The organism is Micromonospora sp. NPDC005161 (genome assembly GCF_053599855.1).
The window spans coordinates 363,518-377,188 of the sequence record NZ_JBSFYQ010000001.1 but is presented as its reverse complement, the minus strand read 5'-3'; the positions used below and the strand labels follow the sequence as shown (position 1 = coordinate 377,188).

General features: G+C 74.5%; 17 protein-coding genes and 1 pseudogene. 12 read left to right on the top strand and 6 right to left on the bottom strand.

Annotation, left to right across the window (positions count from 1 at the left end):
* Positions 1-12 precede the first annotated feature (12 nt).
* The 8 genes from ACWD5O_RS01790 (at position 13) to ACWD5O_RS01755 (ending at position 6,619) form a co-directional block, all read left to right on the top strand.
* Positions 13-762: a DUF6758 family protein gene (locus tag ACWD5O_RS01790; protein WP_450084317.1), complete on the top strand. Its 750-nt coding sequence runs from the start codon at positions 13-15 to the stop codon at positions 760-762.
* Positions 763-878: 116 nt separating this feature from the next.
* Positions 879-1,037, top strand: a complete 159-nt coding sequence (locus ACWD5O_RS01785) for a hypothetical protein (protein WP_165942702.1) — start codon at positions 879-881, stop codon at positions 1,035-1,037.
* 6 nt (positions 1,038-1,043) lie between these two features.
* On the top strand, positions 1,044-1,919 hold the full coding sequence (locus tag ACWD5O_RS01780; protein WP_387323159.1) for a PH domain-containing protein: 876 nt from the start codon (positions 1,044-1,046) through the stop codon (positions 1,917-1,919).
* A gap of 103 nt (positions 1,920-2,022) precedes the next feature.
* On the top strand, positions 2,023-2,799 hold the full coding sequence (locus tag ACWD5O_RS01775) for a SigE family RNA polymerase sigma factor (protein ID WP_450084316.1): 777 nt from the start codon (positions 2,023-2,025) through the stop codon (positions 2,797-2,799).
* Positions 2,800-2,882: 83 nt separating this feature from the next.
* Positions 2,883-4,055: a hypothetical protein gene (locus tag ACWD5O_RS01770; protein ID WP_450084315.1), complete on the top strand. Its 1,173-nt coding sequence runs from the start codon at positions 2,883-2,885 to the stop codon at positions 4,053-4,055.
* A 70-nt stretch (positions 4,056-4,125) separates the two neighbouring features.
* A complete protein-coding gene (locus tag ACWD5O_RS01765; protein WP_354964583.1) occupies positions 4,126-4,998 on the top strand; it encodes a PHP domain-containing protein in 873 nt (290 codons plus the stop codon).
* Positions 4,999-5,038: 40 nt separating this feature from the next.
* The gene (locus ACWD5O_RS01760; protein WP_089017854.1) at positions 5,039-5,653 is read left to right on the top strand and encodes a MarC family protein; all 615 of its coding nucleotides are present in this window, start codon (positions 5,039-5,041) and stop codon (positions 5,651-5,653) included.
* 138 nt (positions 5,654-5,791) lie between these two features.
* Entirely contained in the window at positions 5,792-6,619 is an 828-nt protein-coding gene (locus ACWD5O_RS01755; protein ID WP_450084364.1) for a RecB family exonuclease, read from the top strand.
* A gap of 19 nt (positions 6,620-6,638) precedes the next feature.
* Here the strand turns inward: ACWD5O_RS01755 and ACWD5O_RS01750 are convergent, their stop codons facing one another.
* Together ACWD5O_RS01750 and ACWD5O_RS01745 are read right to left on the bottom strand one after the other, a co-directional pair.
* Entirely contained in the window at positions 6,639-7,502 is an 864-nt protein-coding gene (locus tag ACWD5O_RS01750) for an oxygenase MpaB family protein (protein ID WP_354964585.1), read from the bottom strand.
* 60 nt (positions 7,503-7,562) lie between these two features.
* Positions 7,563-7,991 (bottom strand): Fur family transcriptional regulator, encoded by a 429-nt coding sequence (locus tag ACWD5O_RS01745; RefSeq protein WP_089017851.1) that lies wholly within the window; start codon positions 7,989-7,991, stop codon positions 7,563-7,565.
* A 198-nt stretch (positions 7,992-8,189) separates the two neighbouring features.
* Between ACWD5O_RS01745 and ACWD5O_RS01740 the strand changes: the two genes are divergently transcribed.
* Positions 8,190-8,672 carry a DUF2231 domain-containing protein gene (locus ACWD5O_RS01740; RefSeq protein ID WP_354964586.1) on the top strand — a complete coding sequence of 161 codons (483 nt, stop codon included), beginning with the start codon at positions 8,190-8,192 and terminating at the stop codon, positions 8,670-8,672.
* 18 nt (positions 8,673-8,690) lie between these two features.
* Here ACWD5O_RS01740 and ACWD5O_RS01735 read toward each other — a convergent pair whose 3' ends face one another.
* Positions 8,691-9,011 (bottom strand): hypothetical protein, encoded by a 321-nt coding sequence (locus ACWD5O_RS01735; protein WP_450084314.1) that lies wholly within the window; start codon positions 9,009-9,011, stop codon positions 8,691-8,693.
* A gap of 104 nt (positions 9,012-9,115) precedes the next feature.
* Here ACWD5O_RS01735 and ACWD5O_RS01730 point away from each other — a divergent pair, with 104 nt between their 5' ends.
* Positions 9,116-9,298 carry a hypothetical protein gene (locus ACWD5O_RS01730; RefSeq protein ID WP_074316562.1) on the top strand — a complete coding sequence of 61 codons (183 nt, stop codon included), beginning with the start codon at positions 9,116-9,118 and terminating at the stop codon, positions 9,296-9,298.
* A 66-nt stretch (positions 9,299-9,364) separates the two neighbouring features.
* On the opposite strand, the gene ACWD5O_RS01725 is transcribed toward ACWD5O_RS01730, so the two are convergent.
* Positions 9,365-9,925, bottom strand: a complete 561-nt coding sequence (locus ACWD5O_RS01725) for a flagellar biosynthesis protein FlgA (protein ID WP_450084313.1) — start codon at positions 9,923-9,925, stop codon at positions 9,365-9,367.
* Between the two features lie 209 nt (positions 9,926-10,134).
* On the opposite strand from ACWD5O_RS01725, the gene ACWD5O_RS01720 reads away from it, so the two are divergent.
* On the top strand, positions 10,135-10,347 hold the full coding sequence (locus ACWD5O_RS01720) for a hypothetical protein (protein WP_354964639.1): 213 nt from the start codon (positions 10,135-10,137) through the stop codon (positions 10,345-10,347).
* 14 nt (positions 10,348-10,361) lie between these two features.
* Here the strand turns inward: ACWD5O_RS01720 and ACWD5O_RS01715 are convergent.
* A pseudogene (locus ACWD5O_RS01715) lies at positions 10,362-10,568 on the bottom strand (FmdB family zinc ribbon protein); the annotation flags it as partial.
* Positions 10,565-11,242 carry a 5-formyltetrahydrofolate cyclo-ligase gene (locus ACWD5O_RS01710; RefSeq protein WP_354964588.1) on the bottom strand — a complete coding sequence of 226 codons (678 nt, stop codon included), beginning with the start codon at positions 11,240-11,242 and terminating at the stop codon, positions 10,565-10,567. The pseudogene ACWD5O_RS01715 and the gene ACWD5O_RS01710, both read right to left, overlap by 4 nt.
* Positions 11,243-11,327: 85 nt before the next feature.
* On the opposite strand from ACWD5O_RS01710, the gene ACWD5O_RS01705 reads away from it, so the two are divergent.
* Complete coding sequence (locus ACWD5O_RS01705) at positions 11,328-13,664, top strand: diguanylate cyclase (RefSeq protein ID WP_450084312.1); 2,337 nt, start codon at positions 11,328-11,330, stop codon at positions 13,662-13,664.
* Positions 13,665-13,671: the final 7 nt, after the last annotated feature.

Genomic DNA, 13,671 nt, shown 5'->3' with positions numbered 1-13,671 from the left:
CCACGCCCCTGGGTGCCGAATCGGGCGTTCCGGCTTGACGGGCCGGCGGTCCGGGGTGACGGTGGGGATGTGAGTGTCGCGGTGAGTTGTCCGAGATGCGGGGGCCCGGTACGGGCGCCGGATCTGATGCACACCGAATCGAGGTGCCTGCACTGTGGCCCGGTGCCACCGCTGCACGTGCCCGAGCGCATCGGAGCGGACATCCTGGCGAGCGTGGTGGACCGGATCACCGCGGCGACCGCGGATCCGCCGGGCACGCCGCTGTGGTGCCCGTGGCCGCTGCCGCCCGGCTGGACCCTCACCGGCGTGGCGTACGCCGGGGACGACCGCATCGGAGTGCGGGCGACCGCGGTGGCCTGCGCGGGCCCGGCGCCGCTCGGTGGCGGCCCGGCCGATCTGCTCTTCGTGGCCGAGGAGCCGGGCGTCGGCCTGGGCACCCGGCTGGCCGGGCTGTCCGGCCCGGACCCCGGACCGGAGTTGGCCGACGCGTTGACCGACCCTGGGCCGGGCCACCCCGAGCACGTCGGGCAGGCCCGGATCCGGGTCGGCGGGCATCCCACTCCACTGTGGCTGGTGAATTCTCCGACGGATCGAAGCGCGTACGCCGGCGAGGCTCGGGGAATGTGGCTGCATGCGATAGCCTGGCCGGCGAGTGCGGGTCACCTGCTCGCGGAAGATGTCGTGCTGCACGACCTGACCGAGTGGACTCCGCCCGAGCTCGTGTACGGCGCACCGTCCCCGTACCTACCCGGGAGAGCTTGACATGGCTCCCGGATTGACGGAGAACGGACGCAGATATTCACTGTACGACACCACACTGATACTCTGGGTGCCGCTGCGGTAATGGGACCCGGCGCCGCGCGAGAGGATGGCCCGCCATGGTCAAGAAGGTCCTCACCTGGGCCGGAATCGCATTCTTGATCTTCTTCGTCGCCTACCGGCCAAACTCTGCGGCGGATGTGTTCAAGTCGCTCGGCGGCGGGATCGTCGATATCGCCCAGGGGTTCGGCGACTTCTTCACCAGCCTCGTCGCCTAGCCGCCCATGGGCAGCCCCTCCGGTCCACCCTTCGACCCGGACGACCCCGACCGGGAGCGCCGCGAGCGCGACACCGAGCCGATCCCGCGGATCGGGCCCGACGACGGCCCGGGCTACGGCGCCGGCCCCGGCCTGTCCGACGGTCCGTCCCTATCGGACGACGTCGGCTACGGCGACGGGCCGGGCTACGCCGGTGAGGGTCGTTCGGGCCGGGCCTGGATCCGTGATCCGGAGGCCGGCTACCAGCCTCCGCAGATCTCCGAGGACGAGCTGGCCGGGTTGCGCGCCGACGCGACCGGCGCCACCCCCCGGCGGGTGCTGCCGCTGGAGGACGAGCCCAGCTCGCTGGTCGCCCGCTACCTCTTCCCCACCGAGCGCTACCGGGGTGAGTGGAAGCGGCACTGGATCCACCTCACCACCCCGCTGCTGGTCGGCATCGCGGCGACCTTCGTGCTCGGCTACCTCTCCGGCTTCCTCGCCGGGCAGAACGTCGGGGCGTTGACCACCGTCGCCGTGCTGCTCTGGTTCGCGGTGATGGGCTGGGTGGCGTGGAAGGTCGCCGACTGGTGGTATGACCGGTTCATCCTGACCAACAAGCGGGTCATGGTGGTCAACGGCATCATCACCCGCCGGGTGGCCATGATGCCGCTGGTCCGGGTCACCGACATGAAGTACGAGCAGACGCCCTCCGGTCGGGCGCTCAACTACGGCACCTTCGTGCTGGAGTCCGCCGGCCAGGAGCAGGCCCTACGCGAGATCAAGAACCTGCCCAACCCGAACGAGCTCTACCTGCGAGTGGTCGAAGAGATGTACGAGCCGCAGGCGGTCGAGGCCCGGCTGGGCAAGGAAGCCGACGAGGCCAAGGCCGACGACGGGGCGTGAAGGTTTTCGTCCGAACATCGGAGCAAGTGCGCACCTTTCGTCATGGACCGGAGCGCCTCTGACATGGCACTCTGCCAGGACGGCTGGCGTGCGGAGGTGCGTGGTGGCGAGCAGGGACCCGTTGGAGGAGGAGTTTCGCGACTTCGTCGCGGCTCGCTCCGCCGCCCTGCTGCGGACCGCGTACCTGCTCGCCGGCGACTGGGCCACGGCCGAGGACCTGCTCCAGACGGCGCTGACCAAGACCTATCTGGCGTGGAAGCGGCTCGGTGGGATCGAGGCGGTCGAGCCGTACGCCCGGCGGGTGATGGTCAACACATCGACGAGCTGGTGGCGGCGGCGCTGGCACGGTGAGCGCCCCACCGAGGTGCTGCCCGAGCGCGCCGGTGTCGACGAGATCGAACAGCAGCTGGACCGCGACCTGCTCTGGCGGCACCTCAGGGAGCTGCCCAACCGGCAGCGAGCGGTACTGGTGCTGCGCTACTACGAGGACATGTCCGAGGCGCAGACCGCCGCGATGCTGAACATCTCCCCGGGCACCGTGAAGAGCCAGGCCTCCCGGGCGCTGTCCACGCTGCGCCGACGGATGGGCGCGGCCGCACCAGAGTTGGCCGGCGAGGCCACCACCGGCGGCCGGACCGCCGTTGCCGGGACGCTCCGGAGCGGCGCAGGCCCCGCGCGTGCCGGTGGCGCGACCACCCCGAGCGGGCAGGTCACGGCCACCGGCGGTGCCGCGCCCAGCCGGCCCCGGACGACGACCAACCCGGCGTCCCGTCCGGCCGTGCCCCGCCCGATCGCCCCCCGTCCGGTCGAGCTGCCGGTCGAGTTGGCCGTCGATCCGGCGGCCGTGCCGGTCGGCACGGGCACCGGAGAGCAGCGGTGAAAGCATTCCCGGGGCGGTCAGGCAACCTGACGGGCAGCCCGCCGCGTCCCTACCACGTGCGACCTGACGAGCTGGATGGTGCGGTGCGGGAGACCCTCTCGCACCAGGTCGCCGTACCCCGCCCACTGAGCCCCGATCCGGCCGGCCAGGCCATCCGCCGGGCGAACCGGATCCGGCGCCGTCGTACCACGGGCGGCCTCGCCCTCGCGGCGGTCGCCACGGTGCTGGTCAGCACCGTGATGGCCCAGCTCGGTGACGACTCCGGTGGGCAGGGCACACCCATCGTCGTGATCGGTGACCCGAACCCGTCGGCCCGGCCGATTCCCTCGGCCGCACCCGCCCCCGCGCCGTCGCCCGGGACGTCCCTCGACCTACTCGTCGACGGGACGCTGATCAGCGCGAACGGGGGGCGGCTGGAGCTGTCCGGCGTCGGGCCGGCCGAGGCCGCCCACCTGCTGCCCGGCGGCGGCGGTTGGTTGGTGGTTGGCGCTCCGACCGCCGCTGGCCGTTCCCTCTGGGTGGCGCAGCGCGACGGGCTGGTGCAGGTGCTGCTGGCCGGGGCGGGCGCGATCGTCGTGGCACCCGACGGCCGCCAGGTCGCCTGGCGCGACGGCACCGGCCTGCTGGTGGCGGGGGTGGTCGGCACCCAGCTCATCGGGCCGGTGCGCACCTCCCTACCCGCCGACGCGGAACCGGTCCGGTTCCTCGGCGACAGCGTGCTGGTCCGGCTCGACCCGGACCGCGCGGGCCACGCCCTGTGGCGGCCCGGCGCCGGGCAGCTGACCGTGGGGGTCGACCGGACCACGCTGAGCGTCTACGGCGCGCTGCCCGACGGACGGCTGGTCGGCCAGGTCGCCGCCGGCGACACGGGCGGGAGCTGCCTGGCCGTACTCGACCCGAAGCGTGACCTGAAGCGGGTCAGCACCGGCTGCGGTCCGCAGCTGAGCGAGGACGGAGTCGGCGGGATCTCCGCCGACGGGCGGTGGCTGCTGGTGAACGGGCGGGTCGGCAAGGCCGCCCGCGCACTGCTGGTCGACCTGCAGCGGTTCGGACCGGACCTGACCGCCGTGCCGGCTGGGCCGCCTGCGACCGGCGCGATCGCCTGGACGACCGACTCGGACGCCACCTACGTCGACGGCGCCGGCCAGTTGGTCCGGGTCGACGTCGGCCGGGTGCGGGCCGGAAACCAGGCCCAGGCGGTCCCGGCGCCCGACGTGCAGCCGGGGAACCGGCCGGTCGTGGTGACGGGCTCCTGACCACCTGCATCGGTCGCGAGCGGGCAGGCCTCGACAGAACCGGGTCGGTGGCGCTGGGTAGCGTCGGGTGATGACCTCGCGTACCGGCTCCGCCCCGCGAATCGACCTGCACGCCCACTCGACGGCCAGCGACGGCACGCTGAGCCCGGGCGAGCTGGTCCGCGCGGCCTCCCACGCGGGGCTGGACGTGCTGGCTATCACCGACCACGACACCACCGCCGGCTGGGCGCCGGCCGTGCGGGCGCTGCCGCCCGGGCTGCGCCTGATCCGGGGCGCGGAGCTGTCCTGCCGCTGGTCCGGCACGGAGTCGCCGGTGCCGCTGCACCTGCTGGCGTATCTGTTCGACCCGGACCACCCGGAGCTGGTCGCCGAGCTGGCCCGGGTGCGCGCCGCCCGCGAGGAGCGGGGCGAACGCATCGTCGGGCTGCTGCGCGCCGATGGCGTCGACGTGAGCTGGCCGGACATTATGGCCGGCGCGGGAGGAGGCACGGTGGGCCGGCCGCACATCGCGCAGGCGCTCATCCGGGCCGGCCTGGTCGGGAGCACCCGGGAGGCGTTCGGTCCGGACTGGCTGGGCGAGCGGTACCGGCTGCCCAAGGAGGACATCGACGTGTTCCGGGCGATCCGGCTGGTCCGGGCGGCCGGCGGGGTGCCGGTCTTCGCCCATCCGCGCGCCACCCGACGCGGCCGGGTGGTGCCCGACGAGCTGATCGCCGAGCTGGCCGCCGCGGGGCTGGCCGGGCTGGAGGCCGACCACGAGGACCACAGCCCGGCCGAGCAGGCGCACGTACGGGCACTCGCCGCCGAGCTCGGTCTGCTGGTCACCGGCTCCTCGGACTTCCACGGCACCCACAAGACCGTCCAGCTCGGGGCGTTCAACACCGGTGTCGAGGCGTACGAGCGGATCGTCGCCGCGGGGGTGACCGAGGTCGCTTCGGGCTGATCCGGGTTTCGGTCCACAACGGCGCGGCTAGGTTGATCACGTGGATCTGAAGCTGTTCGGCGAGGTTTTCGTGACCCTGCTGGTGATCACCGACCCGCCGGGCATGATGCCGATCTTCCTCGCGCTGACCGGCCCGCTGCCCGCCCGGGACCGGAACCGGGCGGCCTGGCAGGCGGTGGCGCTGGCGCTCGGCGTGATCGTGATATTCGCGGTGGCGGGGCAGACCCTGCTCGATTACCTGCACGTGGACCTGCCCGCCCTGCAGGCGGCCGGCGGCCTGCTGCTGGTGCTGGTCGCCCTGGAACTGCTCACCGGCAAGGCCGACGACCCCAGCCAGCAGGTCACCTCGAACATCGCGCTGGTGCCCCTGGGCACCCCGCTGCTGGCCGGCCCCGGCGCCATCGTCGCCACCATGCTCTTCGTCCAGCAGGCCGACGGGCTGGGCGACTTCACCGCCATCGCCGCGGCGATCCTCGCCGTGATGGTCGCGGTCTGGATCGTGCTGCGCTTCTCGGGCGGCATCGTGAAGATCCTGCGCCCCGGCGGGATCGAGGTGCTGACCCGGATCGCCGGCCTGCTGCTGGCCGCGATCGCCGTGCAGCTCATCGCGGACGCGGTGGCCGCCTTCGTCACGCAGTACGTGAACATGACCTGACCCGGCACCCCCGTGCTGTCGGGGGTGGGTGGCAGGATCGCAGGCGTGCGACGATCCTCTTCAGCCGGACGACCGGCCGCCGGCGGCCGGGCCCCGCAGCAACGTGCCGGCAGCGCCGAGCAGCTCGGCTTCGAGGGCATGCCGGAGCGGCTCTTCGTCTGCACCCCGAGCAAGCTCGGTGCGTACTCGGACTGCCCGCGCCGCTACCGCTACTCCTACGTCGACCGGCCGGCCCCGCCCAAGGGCCCGCCGTGGGCGCACAACTCGCTCGGCGCCAGCGTCCACACCGCGCTGAAGAACTGGTATGCGCTGCCCGCTGACCGGCGTCGCCCAGAGGCGCTGGCCACCCTGCTCAAGGGCACCTGGGTCCGCGAGGGCTACCGCGACGACGAGCAGGAGCGGGCCGCCTACCGGCGGGCGTTGGGCTGGCTGGAGGCGTACGTCGAGACGCTGGAGCCGGACGCCGACCCGCTCGGCGTCGAGCGGGTGGTGGCGGTCAAGACCGCCGTGCTGGCCTTCAACGGCCGCGCCGACCGGATCGACTCCCGCCCCGGGCCGGAGGGCCAGGAGCTGGTCATCGTCGACTACAAGACCGGTCGCACCGGGCTGGACACCGACGACGCCCGGGGCTCGCAGGCGCTGGCGCTCTACGCGTACGCTGCCGAGCGGGTGTTCCGCCGCCCGTGCCGCCGGGTCGAGCTGCACCACCTGCCGACCGGCACGGTGGCGGGTCACGACCACACCGTCGAGTCACTGGCCCGGCAGTTGACCCGGGCCGAGGAGACGGCCCGCGACATCATGGCCGCCGAGCGGGCGGTCGCCGACGGCGGCGACGCGGATGCGGCGTTCCCCGTGGCGCCCGGCCCGCGCTGCGGCTGGTGCGACTACCGGCGGCACTGCCCGACCGGCGCGCAGACGCCGGGCAAGGAGCCGTGGGCGGCCGTGGACCGACCCACCGACGGCTGAAACCTCTGGCGGCGCCGGGTCAGCCGGCCAGCGGGGTGGCGGTGAGCCGTTCGGCCCGCTGCCTGGCGGCCTGCCGGATCGGCCCCTCCCGGTAGCGACGGGGGACCGTGGCGAGTGCCAGCCGCAGGGCGCGCACGGTCAGGTCCGCCGACAGGGCGGTGGTGGGCAGCCCGAGCCCGCCGTACATCCGGCGGGCCCACGCCGGCAGCAGCGCGAGCGCGGTGCCGGCGATCCCCAGGTACGCCCAGCGTGCTGGCCCGAGGCTGAGCCCCAGCCGGGCCGGCAGGTTGAGTTTCCACGGCAGCGGCGGGGCGGTGAGCAGGAGCGCGGTCTCCGCGGCCTCCCGGGTCATCCGCAGCTCGGGTCGCACCGCGCGGTAGTACTCCGCGACCTCCTCGGCGGTGCCCGGGACGCTGGCCGGGTCGAGGCCGACCAGGGCGGCGGAGCGGCGCTGCTCGGTGTAGTACCCGTCGACCTCGTCGTCGGTGAGCCGCAGCCCGGCCCGTCGGGCCGTGCTGAGGAACGACTCGACCTCGGCGACGTGCACCCAGCGCAGCAGATCCGGCTCGTCGATCCGGAACTCCGTGCCGGTGTCCGGGTCGGTGGCCCGCATCCTGTCGTGCAGCCGGCGCAGTCGCGCCCCGGCCGCCTCCGCCTCGGCGGTGGTCCCGTAGATGGTGGTCGCCACGTAGGTGGCGGTGCGGACCAGGCGGCCCCAGGCGTCGGTGCGGTAGTCGCTGTTCTGCGCGACCCCGGCCATCGCGCGCGGGTGCAACGCCTGGAGGTAGAGCGAGCGCAGGCCGGCGACGATCAGGATCGGCTCCTCGTGCACCTTCCACGTGACCGAACCCGGACCGAAGAGGCCGAGGTCATCGGAGTCCACCGCCCAAGAGTGCCACGGCCAGGCCGACCCCGCCGGCCACCTCTCCCGACGCGAGCCCGGTCAGCTGTCGGCGGAGCGGCGGGCCTGGCAGCCCGGGCAGAGACCCCAGAAGGTCACTTCCGCCTCGTCCACCTCGAAGCCGTGCGAGACGCTCGGCTCGAGGCAGGGGGCGCTGCCCACCGCGCAGTCGATGTCGGCGATCTCGCCGCAGCCCCGGCAGACCACGTGGTGGTGGTTGTCGCCGGCGCGCGCCTCGTAACGGGCGGGACTGCCGGCCGGCTCGATCCGTCGGGACAGCCCGGCCCGGGACAGCGCCCCCAGCACGTCGTAGACCGCCTGGGTGGAGACCGAGTCGAGGCGTTCGCGGACCTGCCGGGTGATCTCGTCGACCTCCAGGTGGCCGCCGCCGGCCAGCACGTCGAGCACCGCGAGGCGCGGTCGGGTGACGCGCAGGCCCCTCGATCGCAGCAGTTCCTCGGCACCGGACATGCGCCAATGACAGCACGTGCGACCGGCGCCGACAACCGACGTCCGGTCGGGGTGGCCGCGGACACAGTCGGCGGTGGCCGGATCGGGGCGCGGTGAACCCGATCGAGAGGCAGCGCGTGTCTCCGGTCGAGAGCCTGGGGGCGGCCGGCGAACCGTAGGCTGGCCACCCCGTGACCGTGATCCACCTGGAGGGTGTCGATGTTCGAGGAGATCCAGGGTCTACCGGTACACGTCCTGGTGGTCCATGCGGTGGTCCTGTTCGTGCCGCTGCTGGCTGTGCTGGCCGTCGCGTACGTGGGACTGCCGCGCTGGCGGCACCGGCTGGACTGGGCGGTGGCCATCCTGGCCGTGGCCGCTCCGCTGACCGCCTTCGTGGCCATCCAGTCGGGTGAGGCGTTCACCGACGCGCTGGTCGCCCGGGGTTTCCAGGGCCCGATCCTCGATCAGATCTTCGAGCACTCCCGGTACGGCGACATCCTGTTCCGGATCGTGGTGCCGCTCGGGATCGTGGCCATCCTGCTGTTGGTGGCGACCAGCGGGCACCCCCGGGTGCCGCGGCTGCCGGCACTGGTGACCCCGGTGTTGGCGGTGGCCGTCGTCGCGCTCTCCATCGCCGCCCTGGTCTACGTCTACCTGACCGGCCACTCCGGCGCCCAGGCCGTCTGGGGCACCACCCTCTGACCGTCGGTCACGACGGGGTCAGAAGAGAACCCGCGAGCAGAGCAGGCAGACCAGGACCACCAGCACCACGCCGACCGCCGCGCCGAAACCGTAGGTGACCCGCTGCGCGCGCTGCTCGGCCACGTCGAGGCCGGCCATGTCCTGCGGCGGCAGCCGCCGGGGCGGCGTCGGCTCCAGATGTACGGGTGGACGCCAGCCCGCCGGCGGCGGCACGCTCGGCGGTGGGCCGACGTACCCGGGCGCGGGCGCGGCGGCGGCTTGGTCGGGTGCTTCCTCGCCGCCGGTCCCGGGCCGCCGCCAGTAGTCGTCCGGGGTGCTGCCACCGCTGGGGGTCGTCACGCCGTCCGACGCTACCAACGCGGCCGGCGGCTCGGTCGCTTCTGGCCGGCGCGCCACCGTCTGCCACCGGTCCGCTGCCGTCGGCTGCGCTAGTCTTGCCGCTCGTGAGCACCGAGGACCCCGGCACGCAGGGCGCGCGCGGCGACGATGACCGCACCGTCGACCTGAGCGAAGACTTCGTGGTGCTGCCCGAGCAGACCGCCGACGACACCGACCGCGGCTGGGGCGAGCGGCCCGGCGGCAACGACGACTGGCTGCTCGCCGAACGCCCTCCGCACTGGGGCTGACCCGGCTCCCGTCCTGCGGGTCGGCGCGGCTGCCGCCCCCGTAGCGAGTCTCGGTGGTGTGCGCGGTCAACCGCGGACGACGATCGCGAACCGGCTTCCCTCGGGTAGCCCGACCGCGCGTTGCGCCTGGTCGGGGCGGAGCGCCAGATAGAGCGCCGACGACCCGTCGGTCGCGCCGGCACCCAACACGTCCAGCACCAGCGCTCGGGGGGCGAGCAGGGCGGCTTCGGTGCCCGATCCGCCCGGCGGCGTCGCTAGCAGATCGACCCGGGCCCCGGGGCGGACCACCGCCAGCGCGGCCGGCTCGGCCAACCGGACCGGCACCCCGACCGCGCCGCTGGGCAGCGCCAACGGGCCGGCCGTCACTTGCGCCCCGGCGGTGGTCGCGCCGGTCGGCTGCGGCCCGTCGACCGTGCCGGCCGGCCCCTTCCCGTCGACCGGTCCCGCGCCGGGGGATGGGGTGGCGCGGGTGGCCGGCGGGCAGCCGGTGGGGGTGTGCAGGACGGCGGCGGCCAAGCCGAGCAACGCGGCGACCAGACCGGCCCGGAGCAGGGTGCGCCCACGGGGCAGGGCGAGCCGCCGCAGCGGCCGCAACGCCCGAGCGGAATCTGGATCGCCGGTCGCCATCTGCCGCCTCCCGTCGTGGGGTGCCGCAGCGACACCCGTGGACGGCAGGTTAGGCCGATCGGGACCCGGTCAGCTGATCGCCCGCCGATGCCTGTGGACAACCGGCCGGCCTGTGGACAACGCCCACCGACCGGCCGGACCTGCTATGACACGGGACGACCACGCCGCTCGGGCGCAGCGGTCAGGATGCGGAACTGGCCGCCGGGGCCTTGCCGCTGCTCGACCCGCCGCTCGACCCGCCGGACGACGAGGAGCCGGACGACGAGGACGATCCGGACGACGAGGACGTCGACCCGGTCGAGGAACCGGACGACCCGGAGTCTCCGCCCGAGGACGACGAGGACGACTCGGACTTGGCCGGCTTGCCCGCCGTGCCACCGGCCGACGTCTCGGAGCCGGAAGCCCGGGAGTCGGTGCGGTAGAAGCCGGAGCCCTTGAAGACGATGCCGACCGAGTTGAAGACCTTGCGCAGCCGCCCCGCGCACGCCGGGCACTCGGTCAGCGGCGCGTCAGAGAAGGACTGGACCGCCTCGAGCTGGTGACCGCACGCGGTGCAGGCGTACTGGTACGTGGGCACGTTCTCCTCCGGATCTGGGCTCAGCCAGTTGGCACTCGACGTATTCGAGTGCCAATGGTGCGTCATTCGCCCCGGGTTCGTCCAGCGGACGTGTGGGGCGCGACACCATGCGCCGCACCCGGGCCGTCGTCAAGCGTACGCACCCCGTCGGCAGGGGTGACGATCGCGCGGACCGGACGGTCGTGCGGCTCCACCGGAAGCGCCTCGACCAGCTCGCCGTCGTGCAGCGGCACCACGGTCAGCGTCGCGGTGGGCACCCGGGCCAGCGCCCGGTCGTACGAGCCACCGCCGCGGCCCAGCCGCCGGCCGCGCCGGTCGACCGCCAGCGCCGGAACGACCACCAGACCCGCGTCGGTCACCGCGGCCACCCCGAGCCGGGGGCCGACCGGCTCCCGGATACCCCGCCCGGCCGCGATCATGGCATCCGGCCCGGTGTACGCCGCCCAGTCCAGGTCGAGGTCGGCGCGGAGCACCGGCAGCAGCAGCTCGGCGTCGGCCGGCAGCGCCGCCCGCAGCACCTCCGGCAGGTCGGCCCCGCCCGGCTCAGAGCCGACCGGCACGTACGCCGTCATCCGGCCCGGGCGCAGCCGGCGTACCAGCGCGACCAGCTCGGCCTGGACGCGCCCGGCGGCGGCGGCCCGGGCCGGACCGCTCAGCGCCCGACGGCGGGCGAGCAGCTCGGCCCGCGTGTCCCGCTTCGCCACCCGGGTCACTTCCGCTTCATCAGAAAATTCCGGCACGCAACACTCCTGACGCAACGCCTCTCCCACGGTTGCTCTGTGTCAGCATCGCAAGCAACAAAAGCGGAACGTCCGGGGGGACCGAGTGACGCTACGGGGGCGGTTGACGGCAGCCTTCCTCGTGGTGGTGCTCGGGCCGGTCCTGCTCGGTGCGTTCTTCGTCGCCTCCACCGTCGCCACCGTCGACCGCAGCCGCTCCACCGAGCGCCTCGCCGTGGCGGCGTCCACCGTGCGTACCTCGGTCGACGCGCTCTGTCAGCAGCTACGCGCCACCGCCGACGCCGTGGCCCTCACCGGCGATCCGGCCGGCGCCGCTGACCAACTGGTTGGCCGGGGGCTTGCCGCCGGGGTGTTGATCACCGACGTGACCGGCCAGGTCACGTACGCCTCGGCCGGCGCGCCGTCGACCCCCTGGCGGGATTGCTCCGGCACGGTCGCGCCGTCCGGCCCGGTCCGCGCCCTGGCCGCCCGGGTCGACCTGCGTGACCGGGCCGGGACCCTGCTGGGCACGGTAGCCGCCGCGCAACTGGTCGACCCGGCCTTCGTGGCGCGGCTGGCCGCGGTGACCGGCGTGGCCGTCACCCTGCTCGACGGCGGTGTCAGCGCCGGGCGGGTCACCCACACCACCGAATCCCGTGAGGTACGCGACGCGGTGCTGGCCGCCGCCAGCGCCACCGACGGCGAGCGGGTCACCGAGACCTCCGAGGGCCGGTACGTGCGGCGCATCGGGCCCTCCGCCGGGCAGCCACTGCCGCTGGTGCTCTCCGTGCCGAGCGAACGGCCACCCGCGCTGCACGTCACGCTGGTCGGCGTGGTCGTGCTGGCCGGGCTGCTCGCCGTGCTGAGCGCCTGGCGGTTGGCCCGGGTGACCACCCGGCCGCTGGTGGAGCTGGCCGGCGCGGTGGACCGGGTGGCGCACGGCGACCTGACCGCCCGGGTGCCGGTGCGCACCCGGGACGAACTGGGCCGGCTGGCCGCCGCGTTCAACCGGATGACCCGGGAGACGGGGTCGTACGTGACGGCGCTGACCAGCAGCCGGGACCAGCTACGCGGCCACCTCGCCGTCCTCGGGGACACCCTGGCCAGCACGCACGACCTGCAACGCATCCTGCGGGTGATCCTGCACAGCGCCATCGCGGCCACCGGGGCCCGGGCCGGCGCGGTGCTGCTGGTGGAGGCCGATGGGGTGCTGGTCGCCCAGTGCACCGAGGGGCTGGACGGGCGCTGGCCGGAGGGGGACGAAACGGAGACGTTACGGGTGCCGGTGGGCGTCGGCGTCGTCGGCGCTGTTGCCGCCACCGGGGAGCCCCAACGTGGGCGGGCGGGGCCGACCGACGCCCCGGCGGGTGAGCCGCGCTGCCACACATACGTCGCGGTCCCCTTCGCCACCCCGGGCGGCGGCGCCACGGCGACCCCGGGCGCGCCTGCGGCGCCGGTCGGCGGCGCCGGCGAGGAGGCCGGGGCGCCGGCGGCGGCGCTCGGCGTGCTGGCCCTCTACGACCGACTGGGCGCGGACGAGTTCGACGACGACGACCTGGTCACCCTGCGCACCTTCGCCGGGCACGCGGCGGTGGCGGTGGACAACGTCCGGGTGCACGAGGAGGCGCAGCGGCTCTCGCTCACCGACCCGCTCACCGGGCTGTGGAACTACCGCTACCTGCGCGAGTCGATCCGGCGGGAGGTGGAACGGGCCAGCCGGTTCAGCCGGATGCTCAGCGTCCTCGCCCTCGACCTGGACCGGTTCAAGGACGTCAACGACACGTACGGGCACGCGGCGGGGGACACCGTGCTGGCCGAGTTCGCCCGGCGGGTGCGCGGCGAGATCCGGGAGGTCGACCTCGCGTTCCGGCAGGGCGGCGAGGAGTTCGTGCTGCTGCTGCCGGAGACCGACGCCCGGGGTGCGGCGATCGTGGCGGAGCGGCTGGGCGCGGCGGTCCGCGAGACGCCGGTCGCCGTCGAGGCGTACGCGGGGCCGGTCGTGGTGACCGTGTCGGTCGGCATCGCCGTCTATCCGGACCACGGCAGCACCGGGCGGGAAGTGCTGGAGGCCGCCGACGACGCGCTCTACGCTGCGAAGGCCGCCGGCCGGGACACCTACCGGGTCGCCGAGGTGTACCCGGACGTGCCGAGGCGGGAGATCCCCGTCCCGGCGGGGGCGATGAGCCCACTGGACGGGCTGCCGCGCGCCGGCCGGCCCGTGCAGGCCACCCGGGAGCCGGGCGGACCCGCCCGGTCGGAGCCGGCTGCGGGCGTACCCGAATCGTCGCCGGCGGGGCCGACGCACGCCCGGCCGGAACCGGCCGACGGCGGGGCGGACAGCGCCGGGGACGCGGCCCGACCCGGCCCGGAAGCCGGCGGGTCGGGGTCAGGCGGCGGCGCGTCTTCTGGGCCACACCCGCCGCGGCAGAGCCGTGGCCGATAGTCTCGCG

Coding starts and splice junctions, on each gene's coding strand:
- ACWD5O_RS01785 (WP_165942702.1), top strand. CDS start 879: ATGGTCAAGAAGGTCCTCACCTGGGCCGGAATCGCATTCTTGATCTTC.
- ACWD5O_RS01755 (WP_450084364.1), top strand. CDS start 5,792: ATGCCGGAGCGGCTCTTCGTCTGCACCCCGAGCAAGCTCGGTGCGTAC.
- ACWD5O_RS01740 (WP_354964586.1), top strand. CDS start 8,190: ATGTTCGAGGAGATCCAGGGTCTACCGGTACACGTCCTGGTGGTCCAT.
- ACWD5O_RS01765 (WP_354964583.1), top strand. CDS start 4,126: ATGACCTCGCGTACCGGCTCCGCCCCGCGAATCGACCTGCACGCCCAC.
- ACWD5O_RS01725 (WP_450084313.1), bottom strand. CDS start 9,925: ATGGCGACCGGCGATCCAGATTCCGCTCGGGCGTTGCGGCCGCTGCGG.
- ACWD5O_RS01780 (WP_387323159.1), top strand. CDS start 1,044: ATGGGCAGCCCCTCCGGTCCACCCTTCGACCCGGACGACCCCGACCGG.
- ACWD5O_RS01745 (WP_089017851.1), bottom strand. CDS start 7,991: ATGTCCGGTGCCGAGGAACTGCTGCGATCGAGGGGCCTGCGCGTCACC.